The following is a 19533-nucleotide window of genomic DNA, read 5'->3' on the forward strand; positions in this document are numbered from 1 at the left end:
GGCTCCGGCTCGGGAGCCGCGGCCGGCTCGGCTCCGGGCTCGGTCACGGCGACCGGCTCGGCCTCGGCGGGGGCCGCGGCCGGCTGCTCGGGAACCGGCTCCACCGCCCACGGGGCCCCGGCCTGCACCGGGATCTCGACCGACTGCGGGGCGGCCTCGGCGCGCGGGGCGTCCAGGTATTCGGGTCCGGTGGTCGGCGGACCGGGCTGTCGCACGGGGACCGGCTGCGCGGGGGTGCTCAGCGCGGACAGCACGGGAGCCTGCGCGGGCGCCGGCGTCGCGGCCGGACCCCGGTCCGCGAGGGAGCGTACGACTCCCCCGGTGGCCTCGGGCACGGGCGGGCCCATGTGCAGCGGCCGCCGCATCGGGGCCGGGGCGGCGGGGATCACCGGGGCAGGGGCCGGGGGGGCCGCCAAAGCGCCGAGGTCCAGCGCGCCGGAGTCCCGGCCGCCCGCCTCGTGGGCGCCCGCACCGTAGGACGCGGGGTCGGGGAAGGACGGCTCGGCGAAGGAAGGGTCCGCGAAAGAGGGCTGCGGGTAGCCGGCGGGCTCGAAGCCGTGCGGCGCCTCGGCGACCGGCTGCGGGTACCCGGTGACCGGCTGCGGGTATGCGGGGGCCTGCTGCGGGTACTCGGCGTACGGGCCGTCCCCGTAAGCGGCGGGCTCGGGGAAGGCAGGCACCGGCGGGACGACCTGCGGGTCGCTCCACGCGCCCTGGCTGCTCGGCATCAGCAGCAGCTCCTCGTCCTCCGGCTCGGCGGGGTCGTCCACGAGGTCCTGGAAGGCGTAGCCCCCGGTAGCGGGGGACGGCGGCACGGGAACCGGGGCGGGGAGGCCCTGCTGATCCACCATGCCCGTGCTGTCCGGGAGACCCTCGCCCGGAACCTGGCCGGTGTCAGTCATGCTTACCCCTCGCCCATCGGTGTTGCCTCTTCGATCGCTCGGCGCCCACGAAGCCGCCGAGCGGAGTTGCCGTGCCCGATCGCCGTCAGACCGATTCGCCTCACGCGCGCTTGCACGACAACCAGTAAGTATTGTCGTGCCCGTTCGCCACCGCGGCGGCCATAACCGCCACGGTCCTCTGTGGACTACGCCACGTCCCGAGTCGAGTCGGTGCCGCGTGCCCGAAACGTCCGGGCGGTGCGACGGTCGGCCAGCCTACCCCGGGCTTGTGGCTAGTGCTGTGGCGAGCGGTTGACGAGGCGTTCGGCGGACAGCAGGAACACCACGGAACGCTGCTGTTCGGTCCAGGTCCGCGTGTCCAGGCCGACGGACTGGAGGAGCGCGCACTCGACGGCGTACCCGCCCTCGGTCAGGACGCGGCCGATGGCCTCCGCCTCGTCGCGGGTGGAGGCGTGGCTGACGATCCGTTCGGGACGGCGGTCGGCCACGGCGGCGACGACCTCGGGTCCGCCGCCGCCGACGCGGACGACGTCGGGCTCGGGCAGGGTCTCCAGTACGTGCGGGGCGCGGCCGGTGACGACTTGGAGCTGAACGCCCCGGGCGCGGGCGGCGGTGACGGCGCGTTCGCAGGCGTGCCGGTCGGCGTCGACCGCGATGACGGCGGCGCCGAGGGCGGCCGCGTCGACGGCGAGGGCTCCGGAGCCGGAGCCGATGTCCCAGACGAGGTCGCCGGTGCGCGGGCCGAGCCGGGCCAGCTGGGCGGCGCGCAGTTGCGCCGACTCCCCTTCTCCCACGTCGATCTGCGGGCGGGCCCAGCCGCGGCCGGCGCTCTGGGCGGCGCTCTGGCCGAGGAGCCAGGCGGGGTCGGAGGCGGCGGGCTGGCCGCCGATGACGATGACCACGTTGGGGTCGCGCCAGCTGTGGTCGGCCGCCTTGTCGGAGGTGAGGACGGTGACCTGCTCCTTGTCGGTGCCCAGTTCCTCGCAGATGACGAAGGTGCGGTGGACGCCTTCGAGGAGCAGCGCGAGTTCGGCGGGGCCGGCGCCCGGCGAGGTGATGACGGCGACCTTGGGGTGGGCCCGGCAGACGTTGACGGCGCGGCGCAGGGTGCGGCTGTGGGCGACGACGACCTGGGCGTCGTCCCAGGGCATGCCGGCGCGGGCGAAGGCGGCGGCTACGGCGGAGACGGCCGGTACCACTTCGACTTCCAGACCGTGTTCCGGGGCGCGCAGGGCGCGTACGACGCCGAAGAAGCCGGGGTCCCCGTCGGCGAGGACGACGGCGGTGCCGCGGTGGCCGGCGATCCGGCCGGCCGCGAGGCCCACGCTGCCGAGGCGGATGCGCTCAGCGGCGGGCGGTACTTCGGGGAGTGCGAGGTGGTGGGCGGCGCCGGCCACGAGGGTGGCGGCGGAGAGCGCGGACCGGGCGGCCGCGGTCAAGGGGGAGCCGTCCCAGCCGATCACCGTGACCCGGTCGGCCATCGTCGTCAGTCTCCTGGTGTGGGGGCGGAGCTTCGCCGGAGGGGGTCGGGCACGGTGAGACTACCTGGTCATCGGGTCAGTTCCAGTCGGACGGGACCGCGTAGCCGTTCGCGTCGGACGGGCGGGTCTCGTACCCGTCGTAGCCGCTGGAGTAGCCGTCCCCGTAACCGCTCGCGTAGCCGTCCGCGTAGCCGTCGGCCTCGTCGTCGAGGTCCTCGGGGACCAGGCCCCAGACGATGAGGTCGCTGCGGGTGTCGCTCCAGGAGCCGTCGGGGTTCTGGGCGCGCACTATGCAGGCGCTGCGCAGGACGCCCTCGCTGACGCAGCCGATCTTCTGGGCCACCTGCTGGGAAGCGGTGTTGTCGGCCGCGGTGCGCAGTTCGAGGCGTTCGAAGCGCTGCTCGCGGAAGAGCCAGCGGGCCACGGCGCCGACGGATTCGCTGGCGTAGCCCTCGCCGCGGGCCCAGGGGGCGGTGACGTAGCCGACTTCGGTGGCGCGGGTGAGCCAGTTGGTGCCCTGGAGGTGGACGATGCCGACGAGGCGCTGGGTGAGGAACTCGGTGACGGCGAAGACGATGCCGCGGCCCTCGGTGCGCTCGGCGTGCGCGGTCCGGGTGGCCCAGGTGACGGCGTCGGCGCGGGTGTAGGGGTGCGGGACCGAGGTCCAGGCGGTGACCTGCTCGTCGTTCATCATCTCGGTGAGCGCGGTGGCGTCCTCTTCCTCGAAGGGGCGCAGCACCAGCCGGTCCGTGCTGATGGTGACGTCCGGGAAGGTGGTAGTCATGCGCAGCTCCATGCCTGAGACCGTGGTGCGACCGTGGTGCGTTGCGACCGGGGGCGGCGGACCGTTCGTGCGGAACCGTTCGTGCGGGTCGTAGGCCACAGCATGCAGTATCGGCCCGGGGATGTGCAGGGCCGGGCTGCCCGGAAGCGGGCACCGCGGGGCCCCGTACACCGGTGGGGTGTACGGGGCCGGTCGGCCCGGCCGGATCGGGCCGGTCGGGCCGGGTGGATCAAGCCGCGGGGTCAGGAGGCGGGCTTGCCGAAGGCCGGGATGACCGAGCCCTGGTACTTGTCCTCGATGAACTTCTTGACCTCGTCGGAGTTCAGGAGCTTCGCGAGCTTCTGGATCCGCGGGTCGTCCTGCTTGCCGTTCTTGACGGCGAGGATGTTGGCGTAGGGGTTGCCCTCGGCCTTCTCCAGGACGAGCGCGTCCTTGGCCGGGACGAGCTTGGCCTCGATGGCGTAGTTGCCGTTGATGACGGCGGCGTCCACGTCGTTGAGGGCGCGCGGGACCGTGGCGGCCTCCAGCTCCTTGAACTCCAGGCCCTTCTTGTCGGTGATGTCGGACAGCTTGGCGCCGGTGCCGACACCCTCCTTGAGGGTGATGAGCTTGTTCGAGGCGAGCAGCTGGAGCGCGCGGCCCTCGTTGGTGGGGTCGTTGGGGACGGCGATGGTCTGGCCGGCCTTGATGTCGCCGAGGCCCTTGACCTTCTTGGAGTAGAGGCCGAGCGGCTCCAGGTGCACGTTCACGACGGGCACGATGTCGGTGCCGTTCTTCTTGTTGAAGTCGTCGAGGTACGGAACGTGCTGGAAGTAGTTGGCGTCGACCTGGCCCTGCTGGGTGGCGGTGTTCGGCAGGACGTAGTCCGTGAACTCCTTCACCTCCAGCTTCAGGCCGTCCTTCGCCGCCAGGTTGTCCTTCACGAACTTCAGGATGTCGGCGTGCGGGGTCGGGGAGGCCGCGATGACGAGCGGCTTGCTCTCGTCGGTCTTGCCTCCGTCGGCCTTGGACGACGGGTCCGAGGAGCTGCCGCAGGCGCTCAGGGAGAGGGTGAGCGCGGCGGCGGTGGCGGCGAGGGCGGTGAAGTTGATGTTCTTACGCACGAAGAGTGCCTTTCTTGCTTCTTGCTCTTGCGGGTGGCGGCCCAAGCACGACAAGTGCGGGCTTTCTCGGAAAGGAAGTTTGAAATGTCCGGCTCGGGCCCGGATCAGGCTGTCCGACCCCGGCGCGCGAGGAGGCGTACCACGCCGTCGCCGATGAGCTGGATCACCGTGACGAGCACGACCAGGACGACGACGGTCGCGACCATGAAGCCGGTCTCGAAGCGCTGGAAGCCGTAGGTGATGGCCTTGGAGCCGAGGCCTTCGCCGCCGACCGCGCCGGCCATGGCGGAGTAGCCGATCAGGGTGATCACGGTGGTGGTGACGGCCGCGATCAGGGAGGGCAGGGACTGCGGGAGGAGCACCTTGCCGACCAGGGTCGGGATGCCGCCGCCCATGGACTCGACGGCTTCGATCAGCCCGTGGTCCACCTCGCGGACGGCGGTCTCGACGAGCCGGGCGAAGAAGGGGACGGCGCCGATGGCGAGCGGCACGATCATGGCGGTGGGGCCGATGAAGGTGCCGACGATCGCCGTGGTGAGCGGGATCAGGAAGATCAGGAGGATGATGAAGGGCAGCGAGCGGCCGATGTTCACGATCACGCCGAGGACCTTGTTGACCGTGCGGTTCTGGAGCAGGCCGCCCTTGTCGGTGAGGACCAGCAGGATGCCGATGGGCAGCCCGCCGAGGACCGTGACCAGGGTGGACCACAGCACCATGTAGAGGGTGTCGAAGGTGCCCTGCGTGAGCAGCGGCTGCATTTCGGACCAGGTCACTTCGCACCGTCCCCGAGGAGCGCGGCGAGCTCGCCGTCCACGTCCGTGCCGGTCACGGGGTCGGCGCCGGTGTCGGCTTCCACGACGTCCACCTGAAGGCCCTGCTCGCGCAGGAATCCGACGGGCACGACGTTGTCCTCGTAGCGGCCGGGCAGTTCGATGCGCATGCGGCCGATCTGACGGCCCGCGACGGTGTCCATCGCGGCGCCGAGGATCGATATGTCGATGTTGTAGGTGCGGGCCAGCTGGGAGATGACCGGCCGGGTGGCGGTCTCGCCGTGGAAGGTGACGTCGATGACCGTGTGCTCCTCGGTGGTCGCGGACCCGGTGAGCGGGAAGAGTTCGTGGGCGAGCTCGGAGCCTGGGGTGGCCAGCAGCTCGCTGACGGTGCCGGACTCGACGATCCGGCCCTGCTTCATCAGGGCGGCCGAGTCGCAGACGGACTTGACCACGTCCATCTCGTGCGTGATGAGCAGGACGGTCAGGCCGAGCTGGCGGTTGAGGTCGCGCAGCAGCTGCAGGATCTGCCGGGTGGTCTCGGGGTCCAGGGCGCTGGTGGCTTCGTCGGAGAGCAGCACCTTGGGGTCGCCGGCCAGGGCGCGGGCGATGCCGACGCGCTGCTTCTGGCCGCCGGAGAGCTGGCCGGGGTAGGACTTGGCCTTGTCGGTGAGGCCGACGAGGTCGAGGAGTTCGGCGGCCTTGCGGGAACGCTCGCGGCCGGAGATGCCGAGGATCTCCAGAGGCAGCTCGATGTTGCCCTGCACGGTGCGCGAGGACAGCAGGTTGAAGTGCTGGAAGACCATGCCGATGCGGCTGCGGGCCTCGCGGAGCTCCTTGCCGGCGCGCCGGCCGCGGCCGGCGAGGGCGGTGAGGTCGACTCCGTCGACGCTCACGCTGCCGGTGGTGGGGCGCTCCAGCAGGTTCACGCAGCGGATCAGGGAGGACTTGCCGGCGCCGCTCTGGCCGATGACTCCGTAGACCTCGCCCTGGCGGACGTGCAGGTCGACGCCGTCCAGGGCGGTGACCTCGCGGCCACGGGACTGGTAGACCTTCGTGAGGCCCGATGTGGTGATCACAGGATTTCCGTCGCTGTCGAGTGCACGGCGCAGCGGGTGCCGGGCACGGGGCAAACATCTGGGGACGCATGCGGCGCGAACCGTCGGAAAACGGTGGTTCCGGCGCATACGGGGCAGGAGCGGTCCGGGTTCACGCGGGGCGTGGAATGCGGAGGAGGCTCGGCCGGTCTCGCTTCGGGGCGCGAGACTGCGGGAAGGGGGCCCTCAGAAGGCGCGCATTCGACACATACAACGAGCACCGGGCGTCATCGTCGCCTCGGTCGCAAGGGTGCGGCTGCTCGTCGTGGTCATGGGCTCCAGTAAACCAGACGATCCCGGCCACCGATCAAGGCTGTCCGAATAGCGGACGCGATGCGGCCACATCCCGGACGGCATCCGTCAGGTCCGATCACCTTCATGTCTTCCAGGAAAGCCCGGAGCGGGGGCGGGCGCATCGGGTCTTTCGGCCCGTAATACCCTCGCTGCATGCTCGACGCCCTGACGGTCGCCATCGGCGTGGCCGCACTCGCCCTCGCCGCCTGGTGCGGCCACGCCACCTGGCGGGACCAGCCGACCAAGGACTGGCACTTCGTCGGGATGGCCGTGGTGACCGTACTGGTCCTCGCGCAGCTGGTGGTCGGCCTGGTCCAGCTCGCCCGCGGCGAGAAGCCGGAGCAGGGCACGGTGCTCTTCGTCGCCTACTTGGTGGGCGCCTTCGCCACCATCCCGGCCGCCGCGATGCTCTCGCTGAGCGAGCGGACGAAGTGGGGCTCGGTGACGGTGGCCGCGGGCGCGGTCGTCCTGGCCGTGCTCGAAGTGCGGCTCTACGACATCTGGGGAAACGCCGGTGCCTGACACGGACAAGGGTACGGACACGGATACGGGATCCACGATGCCCGCCGCCGGACGCGGGCGCCTGGTCACCGGGCCGGGGGTGCTGCTGGTCTGGCTCTACGGAGTGATCACCGTCGGCGCGGTCTCGCGCTCGATCTACCAGATCTCCACCGAGTTCGACCGGGCGCCGCTGGCCTACTCGCTGTCCGCCGCGGCCGCCGCGGTCTACGTGTTCATCACGTACTCGCTGGTGCGCGGCGGGGAGACGGCCCGCAAGGCGGCGCGGATCTGCTGCGCCGCCGAGCTGACCGGCGTACTCGTCGTGGGCACTTGGACCCTGGTGCGGCCCGAGGCCTTCCCCGACGCGACCGTGTGGTCGGACTTCGGGAGGGGCTACCTGTTCATCCCGGTGATCCTGCCGATCACCGGGATGCTCTGGCTGCGCGCCAGGCGTTAGGCGTTAGGCGCTGACCGCGAAGTCGGTGGCCTCCTTGGCCTCCTTCTCCAGGATCACCAGGCGGACGCCGTCGGACGCGGTGCGGCCGCCGACCTGCGTGTAGCCGGCCTTGCGGTAGAGCCGCAGGTTCGATTCGCTCTTGTGGCCGGTGAGCAGCCGGAAGCGGGCGGTCCCGTCGTGGCCCGCGAGGGCCTCCTCGACCGCGCGCAGCAGCCGCGCGCCGAGTCCGTGACCCTGGAGCCGCGGGTGGACGCAGAGCTTGGCGATCTTGCCGGTGCCCTCGTCGTCGACGTTGCCGCGCACGGCCCCGACGATCTCGTCGCCGAGCCGGGCCACCAGTACGGTGTCCGCCGCGAGCTCCGCCTTGAGGGAGTCCAGGGACTGGGTGAGCGGCTGGATGCGGTAGTTGCCGTACAGCTCGGCCTCGCTCTGGAACGCCAGATACTGCAGTTTGATGATCTGCTCGGCATCCTCGGCGGCTGCCGCCGAAATCGTCACGCTCATGCCCATGTGCGCATGCCTCCCGCTCACCTGGTGGCCTTTTGGTCTACCGCTCCATTCCCCGCAGGGCGGGAGCCGCAACCTCTACGGCCAGCATTCTGCGCAGACATCCCAGGCAACGGGAACGGACGGGCCCCAAACTTCCTTGTGAGATACCCAACTCTCCTGCGATTTCACGGTAGGTGAGGTCCCTGGGCGAAAGAAGTGCCCTCATGAGCTCCGGACACCGCCCGGGCAATCGGGCGACCGCCGATCGCAGGGCCCGGTTCTCCTCGCCGTGCAGGAGGGCGTCTTCCGGTTCGGCGCCCGTACTGGTACCGCCCCCGGCCTCCGCGCCGGATCCGGCCGGGGGGCCGCCGTACGGCACCTCGCGCCGGGCCCGGCGGCGCGCCCCGCGGGCCTCCGAACGCACCGCCCTGCGCAGCCAGCCGGCGGGGTCCGCGGGCATGCGGTGGTCTTCCAGCAGCCTGACCCAGACGGCTTGTTCGAGGTCGGCGGCGTCCACGCCGGTGCCCGCGGCCTCCGCCGACGCCTCGGCGGAGAGCAGCGGGCGGAGCTTCCAGTAGAGGTCAGCCTTCAGCAGGTCCATGCCGGGCGGGACGCGCAGGCCGCGCCGGGCGGTTTCCCCGCCGGGCGCGGCCCACTCGTACGAGAAGCCGCGGCTACGGGTTGACGCCCCGGCCGGGACGGAATGCCTGCGCCGCGAGGAGCCCTGTGTCGGCCTGGTCGGTGAAGATGCCGTCGATCCCCTGTTCGAAATACGCCTTGAAGGCGCCGAAGGCGTCTCCGTACGCCGCCGGGTCGGTGCCCCTGCGGTACTCGGCCGGCAGGAAGCCGTTCTCGTTGCGCGCGGTGTAGGGGTGCAGGATCAGTCCCTTCGCGTGGGCGTCCTTGACCAGCGTGGTCGGGGCGCCGAGCTTGCCCGCGGCGTCGCGCGGCAGGATCAGGTCCATGGTCGGCCCGACGCCCTGGGCGAATCCGGCGATCCACTCCAGCCCCTCGGGCTTGACCAGATCGGCGACCGTACGGGGGTCCCCGGCCAGTTCGAAGTCCCACGGGCGGGTGTTCGCCGCGGAGAGGAGGACCACGCGCGGGGCGGAGACCAGCCGGGAGAGCCGCTGGAGGCTGGAGGGCTCGAAGGACTGGAGGAAGAGCGGGGCGCCGCGGCCGTCGCGGCCGTAGCGGCGCAGCAGTCTGGCGAGGGGCTCCTCCAGCCCGAGTCCGAGGGCCCGGAAGTAGCTGGGGTGCTTGATCTCGACGTGCAGCCAGACCCTCCCCGAGCCTGCGGCCGGGGCCCCCGGCCCGCGCCGCCGGCCCTCCCGGTCGGCCCAGCGCAGCACCTCCTCGAAGGTGGGTACGTCCCAGCGGCCGTCGTAGAGCGTGTTGCGCTGGCGCAGGGCGGGGATGCGTTCCTTCGCGCGCAGGGTCTTCAGCTCGGCGAGGGTGAAGTCCTCGGTGAACCATCCGGTGACCGCGACGCCGTCGACCGTCTTCGTCGTCCTGCGCGCGGCGAACTCGGAGTGGTCGGCGACATCGGTCGTCCCGCCGATCTCGTTCTCGTGGCGGCACACCAGGTGGCCGTCCTTGGTGGCGACGAGGTCCTGTTCGATCACGTCGGCGCCGAGGTCGAGCGCGAGCTGGTAGGACCCGAGCGTGTGCTCGGGCCGGTAGCCGCTGGCTCCCCGGTGCCCGATGACGGTCGGCACGGGCAGGCCCCGGTACCCGCCGGACCCGCCTGCGGGGCCGTTCCCGGCCGCCGCCGCGGTTCCGGCTCCCACGGTCAGCGCGCCCGCCGCTGTGCCCGCTGCGAGGACGGCCGCCCCCAGTACCGTGCGCCGCGCTGCCCCACCCTGCGTCATGAGTAGCCACTCCCCGTCCGACACGAGCCAGGAGCCCCGGGATCTCCGGGTCCTGCGGCCCGTGTGCGCGTGCCGATCGTAGGCGGGGGATACCGGCGGGCAGGGGTGCGCGGGGGGAACATGGCGCAAACGTGTCAACACTGCGTGTCCGTCTCGTGAACCCGATGTGCGATCAGAGCTGACCCGCGAGTATCGTCCTCACCTGCACTACCGCCTCGGGGTGGGTGCACGAAAATCGCTTTTCGATGCCGGAGGGCCTCACGTTGTTCCGTACCGCGCTCATCAAAGCCACCGTCGGACCCGTCATGCGCCTGATGTTCCGCACCCGTGTGGAGGGCATCGAGAACATTCCGGGCACGGGACCGGTGATCCTGGCGGGCAACCACCTCACCTTCATCGACTCGATGATCCTGCCGCTGGTGTGCGACCGCACGGTCCACTTCATCGGCAAGGACGAGTACGTGACGGGCAAGGGCATCAAGGGCCGGGCCATGGCCTGGTTCTTCACCGGCGCCGGCATGATCCCCGTCGACCGCGACGGGGCCAACGGCGGCGTGGCGGCCCTGATGACCGGCCGCCGGATCCTCGACGAGGGCAAGATCTTCGGCATCTACCCCGAGGGCACCCGCTCCCCCGACGGCCGCCTCTACCGCGGACGCACCGGCATCGCGCGCCTGACCCTGATGACCGGCGCGCCCGTCGTCCCCTTCGCGATGATCGGCACCGACAAGCTGCAGCCCGGCGGCGCCGGCATGCCGCGCCCCGGCCGGGTCACCGTCCGGTTCGGCGAGCCGATGGAGTTCTCCCGCTACGAGGGCATGGACCGCGACCGCTACGTCCTGCGCGCCGTCACCGACTCGGTGATGGCCGAGGTCATGCGGCTCTCGGGCCAGGAGTACGTGGACATGTACGCGACCAAGTTCAAGGAAGCCGCGTAGCGCTCACTGCCGCTGGAGCGACCGGCTGACACCCGCCGCCGTCGTCGTGGCGAGGACCCAGCCGGTCACGATCAGCACGTACGACAGCCACTGGTACCAGCCGTCGGGCGCGAAGGCCGACTCCTGGCCGAAGCCGATGATCGGCAGCATCAGGTCGATCGTGTAGAACACCGGGTTGAACTCCGGGGCCTCCCCCGGCTTCAGCGGCCGGGGCGGGCGGAGCCCGTAGGCGAGCGTCCCGGTCACCAGCAGCGCCATCAGCCAGGCCGCCGCGCGCAGCGGCTGGTAGCCGTAGCCGACGGTGGCGTCCTGCAGGAGCCCCCAGACGCGGGAGCGCCGTGGCTGGGTGCGCCGGTGGCGGCGCAGCTTGGCGAGCTGGACGGCGCGGGCGGCCGTCTCGTCGCCCACCGTGCGGTAGGCCGCCGCGAGCTGTTCGTAGGCGTACGGGAGGTAGCCCGCCGCTTCGCGTTCCAGGGCGGGCAGCCGCTGGTCCGCGGGCAGGTGCGGGACGAGGGTGCGGTAGGTGAGGCCGTCGAGGCGGATCTCCTGCGGCAAGGTGACGGGCGTGACGTGCAGCAGGTCGAAATTCGAGCGGCGCAGGTTGACCGCGCCCTGGATGGTCGGGCAGGAGCGCAGCCAGACCTCGCCGGCCACGCAGCTGGAGGCGCGCAGGGCGACGCCGCCGGGGTTCACGAGCCGGGCGTAGGCGAGGTTGAGCTGGCCCGGTATGCGGGATCCGGTGAGGTTGACCCGGCCGCGCAGGTCGGCCCGCATGGCCCGCAGGTCGGTGCCGACGGTGAGGGTCTCGGCGTGCAGGGCGGTGCCTGCGGGGGCGAGGAGGCGGGCGTCGTCGAGGTTGATCTGCCCGCCGACGGTGGCGCCGTTGATGCGCGTCTGGCCGTGGACGGTGAGGCCCATGGCGATGACGTCGGTGCCGATGTCGGCGTGGTTGAACTGGAGCGGTGGCTCCTCGGTCTCCGGGGCGTCGGGCATGCCGATGACGGCACGCTGGAGGAAGAGGCCGCCGGTTATCCGGGCTCCTTGGAGCCGGACGGGCCCGGTGATGCGGCAGCAGGAGAGCCGTAGCGCGATGTCGACGCTCACGGTGGCGGCGGTCAGTCCGGGCAGGGTCGAGTCGGAGAGGACCAGCGCCCGCAGCTGGGATCCGTAGAGCAGGAGCTTGCGCTCGAACCAGCAGGCGCGCAGCCGGATCGCGTGTTCGACGACGGCGAACTTGAGGTCGAACTTGCCGGTGATCCGGGCACCTCGGACGTTGAGTCCCGCGACCTGGCCGTTGCGCGTGGGACCGTTCAGCAGCAGGGCGCTGAGTACGCCGGCGCGCAGGGTGCGCTCGGGCCCCCAGGTGTGCCCCTGCGCCCCGGTCTCGTCGGGGTCTTCACGGAAGTCGACGCCCTCACCGCGCGGGAAGGCTTCCCATACGCGGCGTTCGGCCGGGGTCAGATCGGTGATCTCCATCGCCGGGATGGTGTCCCGCACGCCGACGGCGTGTCAACTCCGCACGGGACGCCACCCTCTGGCATGACGTCAGTGCTCGATGCCGTCCTGGAGCTCCTGGCCCTTGAGCAGGAACCAGGCGGCCGCGGCGGTGGCCAGCAGGACGGCCGCACCGACGCCCGAGGCCAGCCGCAGGCCGTCCACGAAGGCCTCCTGGGCGGCGCCGACCATCTGGTGGGCGGTCTGCGGGTCCAGCGTCTTGGCTGCTTCGACGGCGCCGCCGAGGGATTCGTGGGCGGCGCCGACGAGGGGACCGCTGACGGAGGCCGGGGCGGTGAAGCTCTGGTATACCCCGGTGACGACGGAGCCGAGCAGGGCGATGCCGAGGGCGGCGCCCAGTTCGTACGCGGTCTCGGAGACGGCCGAGGCCGAACCGGCCTGCTCCTTGGGCACGCTGGAGAGGATCACGTCGGCGGTGACGGTGAAGGAGAAGCCGGCGCCGAGGCCGACGACGAGCAGGGCGGCGCCCAGCAGCGGGTAGCCGGTCTCCTTGTGGATCACGGTGAGTGCGGCCAGGGCGACGCCGATGGCCGCGAGGCCCGCGGTGACGATGACCCGTACGCCGTACTTGCGGGCGCACTTGCCCGCGACCAGGCCGGTGACCACCGCACCGACGGCGGCGGGCAGTTCGGCCAGGCCCGCTTCCAGCGGCTCGCGGCCCTGGACGAGCTGGAGGAACTGGGAGAGGAAGAAGACCAGCCCGGACAGGCCGAAGACGGTGAGCAGGTCGGCGAGGACCGCGCCGGAGAAGCCGCGGTGCCTGAAGAGCCGCATGTCGAGGAGGGGCGCGGTCAGGGTGAACTGGCGGCGTACGAAGGTGTACAGCGCGCCCGCTCCGATGACGGCGGCGGCCCACACCTCCCAGCCCATGCCGTGGGTGGCGACCTGCTTGACGGCGTAGACGACGCCGATGATGCCGACGAGGGAGAGGCCGACGCTGAACAGGTCCCAGGGGCCGGCGACGGCGTTCTTGGACTCGGGCAGCAGTTTGATGCCGACGATGACCAGGACGATCATCACGGGCAGGTTGATGAGGAAGACCGAACCCCACCAGAAGTGCTGGAGCAGGGCTCCGCCGACGACCGGGCCGACGGCCGCGCCCGCGGAGGCGGTGGCGCCCCAGATGCCGATGGCGAGGCTGCGCTCCTTGGGGTCGTGGAAGATGTTGCGGATCAGCGCGAGGGTGGACGGCATCAGGGTCGCGCCGGCCACGCCGAGCAGGGCCCGGGCGAGGATCATCATCTCGGGGCTGGTCGCGTAGGCGTTCAGGACCGAGACGGCGCCGAAGGCGGCCGCGCCGACGAGGAGCAGCTTCTTGCGGCCGATGCGGTCGCCGAGGGAGCCCATGGAGACGAGCAGGCCGGCGATGACGAAGGAGTAGATGTCGCCGATCCACAGCAGCTGGGTGCCGGACGGCTTGAGGTCTTCGCTGAGGGAGGGAGTGGCGAGACCGAGTACGGTGGCGTCGACGGCGACCAGCAGGACGGCCAGGACGAGCACGGAGAGCGCGATCCAACGCCCCTGACTCTTCCCCTCCGCCCCCTTCGCCTTCATCAGCTGTTCGGTACGGCTCATTTCTCCACACTCCGTCGTGCGCCACCGAGCAGCAACTCGATGATCATGTACTGAAAGTCCTTGGCCGCGACCCGGCCGTCCATGACGGCCCAGGCGCAGGTGCCGATGAGGCCGTACAGGGCCTCGGTGAGCCAGGCGGGGCTCAGGTCGATCCTGATGTCGCCCTCCTGCTGGCCGCGCCGGAAGAGCGCGCTCACGCGGGCGTCGAGCCGGGCCCAGCCCTCGTTGACCTGGTCGCCCTCGAAGAGCTGGTTCTCGGTGACGAGGAAGGCCAGCAACTCGGCATTGGGCTCCGCCTCGGCGACGAGGCGCTTCAGCGCGTCGACCGCCGTGCCCTCGTCGAGCCGGGCGCTGTCGAACGCCACCTCGAACTCCCGGATGCCGAGCTCTTCGAGCGCCCGCACGAGGGCGTCGCGCCCGGCGAAGTGCCGGTGGAGCGTCGCGCGGCCGATGCCCGCCGCCTTCGCGACCTCGTCCATCGTGGCGGTCGATTTGCGGGAGAGCAGGGCGGCGGCGGCGCGGAGCACCTGATCACGATCCATGGCCATGAGACAAGTCTAACCCGAATGAGACATAGACGTCTCACCATAAATGAGCTGCCCTTTCGGGCACCGAAGGGAATCCTGCCGAAACGAAGCCCAAACCCTTGCTCCTGATCGACGTGGACGGCCCACTGAACCCCTACGCGGCCAAGCCGCAGAGGCGCCCCGAGGGGTACACCACCCACCGCACGCGGCCCGCGGGCTGGCGGGACACGGAGAGCGCGGAGCCGCTGCGGGTCTGGCTGAATCCCGGCCACGGGGCGGAGCTGCTCGCGCTCGCGGACGCGTACGAACTGGTGTGGGCGACCACCTGGAAGGACGAGGCGAACGAGTGGATAGGCCCACACCTGGGTCTGCCGAAGCTCCCGTACATCGACTGGCCCCGGATGCACGGCCGGGCGCCCCGCGGGACCTTCTGGAAGACCCAGTACATCGTGGAGTACGCGACAACGTCTCCGACCCGGGCCAGGGCAGCTCGTCCATCCTGGTCGGCCAGGCCGGCTCCCACCGGATCCACATCCGCACGGCGACGCCGTCCGCCGGCGGCAGCGCCGCCGTGGACAGCGACCGGCCGTACTCGGTCAGCGTCGTCTGCCCCTGATCCCCGGCCACGCCGAAGGGGCGGCCGGGGCTCGAAGGCCCCGGCCGCCCCTTCGGGGACGCGGTCAGTTCTTGTGTGTCGCCCAGGCGTGCTGGATGACCAGGTCGGCCTTCAGCTCGGTGAGCTGGATGGCAACGGCCGAAGGGGCGGTGCCGCCCCGCCCGTTGCGGGAGGCCAGCGCGCCCTTGACGTTGAGGACCGTGCGGACCTCCGGCGTCAGGTGGTGCGAGATCTTCGCGAACTGCTCGTCGGTGAGCTCGTCGAGCTCGATGCCGAGCCCCTCGCACTCCTTCACGCACTCGCCGGCCACCTCGTGCGCCACCCGGAACGGCACGCCCTGCTTGACCAGCCACTCGGCGATGTCGGTGGCGAGCGAGAAGCCCGCCGGAGCCAGCTCCTCCATCCGCTCCCGGTTGACCGTGAGGGTCGCCATCATCCCGGTGAAGGCGGGAAGCAGGACTTCCAGGGTGTCGCAGGAGTCGAAGACCGGCTCCTTGTCCTCCTGGAGGTCCCGGTTGTACGCCAGGGGCAGGGCCTTCAGCGTGGCGAGCAGGCCGGTCAGGTTGCCGATGAGGCGCCCCGACTTGCCGCGCGCCAGCTCCGCGACGTCCGGGTTCTTCTTCTGCGGCATGATCGACGACCCGGTGGAGAAGGCGTCGTGCAGGGTCACGAAGGAGAACTCCTTCGTGTTCCAGATGATGATCTCCTCCGCGATCCGGGACAGGTTGATCCCGATCATCGCGGTGATGAAGGCGAACTCGGCGACGAAGTCGCGCGAGGCCGTGCCGTCGATCGAGTTGCCGACCGACCCGCGCTCGAAGCCCAGGTCGGCGGCGACCGCCTCCGGGTCCAGACCCAGCGAGGAGCCCGCGAGGGCGCCCGAGCCGTACGGGGAGACGGCGGTCCGGGTGTCCCACTGGCGCAGCCGCTCCGCGTCCCGGGACAGCGCCTGCACGTGGGCCAGTACGTGGTGGGCGAAGAGCACCGGCTGTGCGTGCTGCAGGTGGGTCCGGCCGGGCATGGCCACACCGGCGTGCGCCTCGGCGAGACCGACGAGCGCGTCCTGGAGGTCGGCGATCAGCCCGCCGACGATCCGGGCGTGGTCGCGCAGGTACATCCGGAAGAGGGTGGCGATCTGGTCGTTGCGCGACCGGCCGGCGCGCAGCTTGCCGCCGAGGTCGGCGCCGAGCCGCTCCAGCAGGCCCCGCTCCAGGGCGGTGTGGCAGTCCTCGTCGGCGATGGTGCCGACGAAGGAGCCGTCCGCCACGTCGGCTTCGAGCTGGTCCAGGCCCGCGATCATGCGGCCGAGCTCGTCGGGCGTGAGCAGACCCGCCTTGGCCAGCGCGCGGGCGTGGGCACGCGATCCGGCGATGTCGTACGGGGCGAGGCGCCAGTCGAAGTGGACCGACGCGGACAGCTTCGCGAGGGCCTCGGCGGGACCGTCGGCGAACCGGGCGCCCCAGAGCCGGACGTCGCCACCGTTGTTGCTGCTCACAGCTACTGCTCCTCAAGATGCATGGCTTCGGATGTGCAACCGCCTCTCCGCCGCGGAGGTAACGGGGAAGCGGTCCGTACTGCGGGTCCGCACTGCGGGCTCGGACTGCGGGCTCGGACTGCGGGCTCGGACTGCGAGCTCGGATCGGGCTCGGACTGCGGGCTCGGACTGCGAGCTCGGATCGGGCTCGGACTGCGGGCTCGGACTGCGAGCTCGGATCGGGCTCGGACTGCGAGCTCGGATCGGGCTCGGATCAGGCGAGGTCGCGGCGGGCCGCGATCTTCGAGGACAGACCGAAGATCTCGATGAAGCCCTGGGCGTTCGACTGGTCGAAGGTGTCGCCCGAGTCGTAGGTCGCGAGGTTGAAGTCGTACAGCGACTCCTCGGACTTGCGGCCGGTGACGACGGCGCGGCCGCCGTGCAGGGTCATCCGGATGTCGCCGGTGACGTGCTGGTTGGCCTCGTTGATGAAACCGTCCAGCGCCCGCTTCAGCGGGGAGAACCACAGGCCGTCGTAGACCATCTCGCCCCAGCGCTGCTCGACCTGCCGCTTGTAGCGGGCCAGTTCGCGCTCGACCGTGACGTTCTCCAGCTCCTGGTGGGCGGTGATCAGCGCGATCGCGCCCGGAGCCTCGTACACCTCGCGGGACTTGATGCCGACGAGGCGGTCCTCGACGATGTCGATCCGGCCGATGCCCTGGGCTCCGGCGCGCTCGTTGAGCTGCTGGATCGCCTGGAGCACGCTGACGGGCTTGCCGTCGATGGCGACCGGGACGCCCGCCTTGAAGGAGATGACGACCTCGTCGGCCTCGCGCGGCAGGGCCGGGTCGGCCGTGTACTCGTAGATGTCCTCGATCGGCGCGTTCCAGATGTCCTCCAGGAAGCCCGTCTCGACGGCGCGCCCGAAGACGTTCTGGTCGATGGAGTACGGGGACTTCTTGGTGGTGGCGATCGGCAGATCGGCCTTCTCGGCGAAGGCGATGGCCTTGTCGCGGGTCATCGCGTAGTCGCGGACCGGGGCGATGCACTTGAGGTCGGGTCCGAGGGCGGCGATGCCGGCCTCGAAGCGGACCTGGTCGTTGCCCTTGCCGGTGCAGCCGTGGGCGACGACGGAGGCGCCGTGCTTGCGGGCGGCGGCGACGAGGTGCTTGACGATGGTCGGCCGCGACAGGGCGGAGACCAGCGGATAGCGGTCCATGTAGAGGGCGTTTGCCTTGATCGCCGGAAGGCAGTACTCCTCGGCGAACTCGTCCCTGGCGTCCGCGACCTCGGCCTCGACGGCCCCGCAGGCGAGGGCCCGCTTGCGGATGACGTCCAGGTCCTCGCCGCCCTGGCCGACGTCCACGGCCACGGCGATGACCTCGGCGCCCGTCTCCTCGGCGATCCAGCCGATGGCGACGGAGGTGTCCAGGCCGCCTGAGTAGGCGAGTACGACGCGCTCGGTCACGGGGTTCTCCTCACGGGGTGCATCCGCCGTTACATCAACAGCGCTAGGCATAACTATGCACTGCTCCGTATGTTTCGTCAATCAAGCCCCTCGTGCGATGCCCTGACCAGCGCGAATATCAGAGGCGCCGCCCCAGCGCCGCGGCCTACGATCGGCGGGACACCAGGGGGAGGGCCCATGCACACGGGACGAGGACAGCGGGAGACGCACGCGGGGCGGGCTGCCGACGCCGGTCGCGACGCCGTCGGGCGGCTGGTGGCGGCGGAAGGCACGGACACGGAAGCACTGCCGCCGGACGCAGGGCCTGCCGCGTGGATCTCCTTCGACGAGGCGGTGCGGGACTCCTGGCCCGGCTCCCGCGACATCCCGCACGTCGCGCTGCGCCTGTGCCACCGCGACGGGTGGATCCGGGCGGCCGCGCTCGAACACCCGCACTCCCCGCTGCCCCTGGTCGCGATCCGCTGCACCGACTGGGTCCCCGCCGTGCGCGAGCACGCACGGAAGGTACTGACCACGGCGCTGGCCGCCGACCCCACGGGCACGCTGCGCCTGCTGACCCCGCTCGTCCTGCGGCTGGCCCGGCGCGAGCAGGGTGCCTGGGCGCTGGAGGTGTTCTCGGCGGTGCTGCGCGGTGAGCAGGTGCCCGTGGCGACATCTTGGTGGCGGCTGGGCCCCTCACCGGTGGCACGGGACGCAGCCATGGAGCCCGTACTGGCCGCGCTGCGCGACAGCGACGATCTGCCGACCCGGCGGTTCGCCACCCGGATCTCCCTGGAGGGCGGCGGGCTCGCCGTACGGGAGCTCGCGGGCCGGGCCCGTGCCGAGCTCGACCCGGTGACGAGCCGGATCTGGACCGACGCCGCCCTGGCAGCCATGGCCGCCGACGGAGCGGACGACGCGGCGGTCGACGAGCTGCTGGCCGGGCGCCTCCCGCTGGTCCGGGCCGCCGGAGTCACCGCGCTGCGCCGGGCCGGGCGGGCCGCCGAGGCCCCCCGATACCTCACCGACCGCTCCAGCCTCGTACGGGCCTGCGCGCGCTGGCTCGTCTCACAGGACGGCGGGGACCCCCGCGCCCTCTCCCGCGCGCTGCTCGAGGACCCGGCCCGGGTGACCCCGTACGCCGTGACCGGTTTCGCCGAGTGCGCCCGCCGGGAGGATGCCCCGCTGCTGCGCGCGCTACTGGACCATCCGGCCGGGGCGGTACGGGCCTCCGCCGTGCGCGGGCTGCGGCTGCTGGACTCCACCGACGTCGGGCCGCTGCGGGCGCTGCTGGACGACCCTTCGCCCTCCGTGGCCCGCGAGGCCTCGCTGAGCCTGCGCTCCTCGGCGGGGCGGCTGCCCACCGACTGGCTGGTGGACCGTCTGGCGCCCGGGCGGCCGGTGCACATCCGCCGCGCCGCGTACCGGCTGTTGCACGCCCAGGGCGGTGTGGCCGGACTGCGGGCCTCCGTGGAACTGCTGACGGACCAGGACGCGGGCCTGCGCCGGCTCGCCTCGCAGTACATCCAGAGTCTGCGGTCCCCCTACGGGCCGCCCGCCCTGCCGCCGCGGGACCCGGAGGTCGGCACCCTGCTGGACCGCTGCACGGGACTGTTCAGCGACTACGTCTTGGCGTGCATTCGCTCACAACTCGGACTCCCCCGCGGGGAATCCACGACGGACGGATACTGA

The 19533-nt window shown here is 71.6% G+C and carries 17 protein-coding genes and 2 pseudogenes; 5 read left to right on the forward strand and 14 right to left on the reverse strand.

All coding sequences use genetic code 11. The features are described 5' to 3' along the window. The 6 genes and pseudogenes from J7E97_RS02640 to J7E97_RS02665 form a co-directional block, all read right to left on the reverse strand. Positions 1–902, reverse strand: a pseudogene (locus J7E97_RS02640) (5,6-dimethylbenzimidazole synthase); the annotation flags it as partial. Between the two features lie 272 nt (positions 903–1174). Then, a complete protein-coding gene (cbiE, locus tag J7E97_RS02645; RefSeq protein ID WP_215021749.1) occupies positions 1175–2383 on the reverse strand; it encodes a precorrin-6y C5,15-methyltransferase (decarboxylating) subunit CbiE in 1209 nt (402 codons plus the stop codon). 76 nt (positions 2384–2459) lie between these two features. Beyond that, on the reverse strand, positions 2460–3167 hold the full coding sequence (locus tag J7E97_RS02650; protein WP_215021751.1) for a GNAT family N-acetyltransferase: 708 nt from the start codon (positions 3165–3167) through the stop codon (positions 2460–2462). Between the two features lie 242 nt (positions 3168–3409). Beyond that, a complete protein-coding gene (locus J7E97_RS02655; RefSeq protein WP_215021754.1) occupies positions 3410–4270 on the reverse strand; it encodes a MetQ/NlpA family ABC transporter substrate-binding protein in 861 nt (286 codons plus the stop codon). 104 nt (positions 4271–4374) lie between these two features. Further along, positions 4375–5043, reverse strand: a complete 669-nt coding sequence (locus J7E97_RS02660) for a methionine ABC transporter permease (protein WP_215021755.1) — start codon at positions 5041–5043, stop codon at positions 4375–4377. Further along, positions 5040–6119 (reverse strand): methionine ABC transporter ATP-binding protein, encoded by a 1080-nt coding sequence (locus J7E97_RS02665; RefSeq protein ID WP_215021758.1) that lies wholly within the window; start codon positions 6117–6119, stop codon positions 5040–5042. The genes J7E97_RS02660 and J7E97_RS02665 overlap by 4 nt, the downstream gene beginning before the upstream one ends. Before the next feature lie 465 nt (positions 6120–6584). Between J7E97_RS02665 and J7E97_RS02670 the strand changes: the two genes are divergently transcribed. Both J7E97_RS02670 and J7E97_RS02675 read left to right on the forward strand, forming a co-directional pair. After that, positions 6585–6953 (forward strand): hypothetical protein, encoded by a 369-nt coding sequence (locus J7E97_RS02670; protein ID WP_215021761.1) that lies wholly within the window; start codon positions 6585–6587, stop codon positions 6951–6953. A gap of 37 nt (positions 6954–6990) precedes the next feature. After that, the gene (locus J7E97_RS02675) at positions 6991–7389 is read left to right on the forward strand and encodes a hypothetical protein (RefSeq protein ID WP_215021889.1); all 399 of its coding nucleotides are present in this window, start codon (positions 6991–6993) and stop codon (positions 7387–7389) included. Positions 7390–7392: 3 nt separating this feature from the next. Here the strand turns inward: J7E97_RS02675 and J7E97_RS02680 are convergent, their stop codons facing one another. The 3 genes from J7E97_RS02680 to J7E97_RS02690 all read right to left on the reverse strand — a co-directional run bounded on the left by J7E97_RS02680 (position 7393) and on the right by J7E97_RS02690 (position 9749). Continuing rightward, positions 7393–7899, reverse strand: coding sequence for a GNAT family N-acetyltransferase (locus J7E97_RS02680; protein WP_215021764.1), 507 nt, complete (start codon positions 7897–7899; stop codon positions 7393–7395). 37 nt (positions 7900–7936) lie between these two features. Next, on the reverse strand, positions 7937–8479 hold the full coding sequence (locus tag J7E97_RS02685; protein ID WP_215021766.1) for an RNA polymerase sigma factor: 543 nt from the start codon (positions 8477–8479) through the stop codon (positions 7937–7939). Positions 8480–8552: 73 nt separating this feature from the next. Beyond that, positions 8553–9749, reverse strand: a complete 1197-nt coding sequence (locus tag J7E97_RS02690; protein ID WP_215021769.1) for a glycerophosphodiester phosphodiesterase — start codon at positions 9747–9749, stop codon at positions 8553–8555. A 245-nt stretch (positions 9750–9994) separates the two neighbouring features. On the opposite strand from J7E97_RS02690, the gene J7E97_RS02695 reads away from it, so the two are divergent. Further along, positions 9995–10687: a 1-acyl-sn-glycerol-3-phosphate acyltransferase gene (locus tag J7E97_RS02695; protein ID WP_215021771.1), complete on the forward strand. Its 693-nt coding sequence runs from the start codon at positions 9995–9997 to the stop codon at positions 10685–10687. A gap of 3 nt (positions 10688–10690) precedes the next feature. Here J7E97_RS02695 and J7E97_RS02700 read toward each other — a convergent pair whose 3' ends face one another. The 3 genes from J7E97_RS02700 to J7E97_RS02710 all read right to left on the reverse strand — a co-directional run bounded on the left by J7E97_RS02700 (position 10691) and on the right by J7E97_RS02710 (position 14325). After that, the gene (locus tag J7E97_RS02700; RefSeq protein ID WP_215021774.1) at positions 10691–12163 is read right to left on the reverse strand and encodes a membrane-associated oxidoreductase; all 1473 of its coding nucleotides are present in this window, start codon (positions 12161–12163) and stop codon (positions 10691–10693) included. A gap of 69 nt (positions 12164–12232) precedes the next feature. Beyond that, positions 12233–13777, reverse strand: a complete 1545-nt coding sequence (locus tag J7E97_RS02705) for an MFS transporter (protein WP_215021777.1) — start codon at positions 13775–13777, stop codon at positions 12233–12235. Then, positions 13774–14325: a TetR/AcrR family transcriptional regulator gene (locus J7E97_RS02710; protein WP_215021780.1), complete on the reverse strand. Its 552-nt coding sequence runs from the start codon at positions 14323–14325 to the stop codon at positions 13774–13776. Before J7E97_RS02710 ends, J7E97_RS02705 begins: the two co-directional genes overlap by 4 nt. A 98-nt stretch (positions 14326–14423) precedes the next feature. Here J7E97_RS02710 and J7E97_RS35475 point away from each other — a divergent pair. Beyond that, a pseudogene (locus J7E97_RS35475) lies at positions 14424–14777 on the forward strand (hypothetical protein); the annotation flags it as partial. 207 nt (positions 14778–14984) lie between these two features. On the opposite strand, the gene argH reads toward J7E97_RS35475, so the two are convergent. Together argH and J7E97_RS02720 are read right to left on the reverse strand one after the other, a co-directional pair. Beyond that, the gene (argH, locus tag J7E97_RS02715) at positions 14985–16415 is read right to left on the reverse strand and encodes an argininosuccinate lyase (protein ID WP_215021782.1); all 1431 of its coding nucleotides are present in this window, start codon (positions 16413–16415) and stop codon (positions 14985–14987) included. A gap of 253 nt (positions 16416–16668) precedes the next feature. Next, positions 16669–17862 carry an argininosuccinate synthase gene (locus tag J7E97_RS02720; RefSeq protein WP_215021785.1) on the reverse strand — a complete coding sequence of 398 codons (1194 nt, stop codon included), beginning with the start codon at positions 17860–17862 and terminating at the stop codon, positions 16669–16671. Between the two features lie 177 nt (positions 17863–18039). Between J7E97_RS02720 and J7E97_RS02725 the strand changes: the two genes are divergently transcribed. Further along, complete coding sequence (locus J7E97_RS02725) at positions 18040–19533, forward strand: HEAT repeat domain-containing protein (protein ID WP_215021788.1); 1494 nt, start codon at positions 18040–18042, stop codon at positions 19531–19533.

It is taken from the genome of Streptomyces sp. ISL-66, assembly GCF_018614135.1.
Lineage (GTDB): Bacteria > Actinomycetota > Actinomycetes > Streptomycetales > Streptomycetaceae > Streptomyces.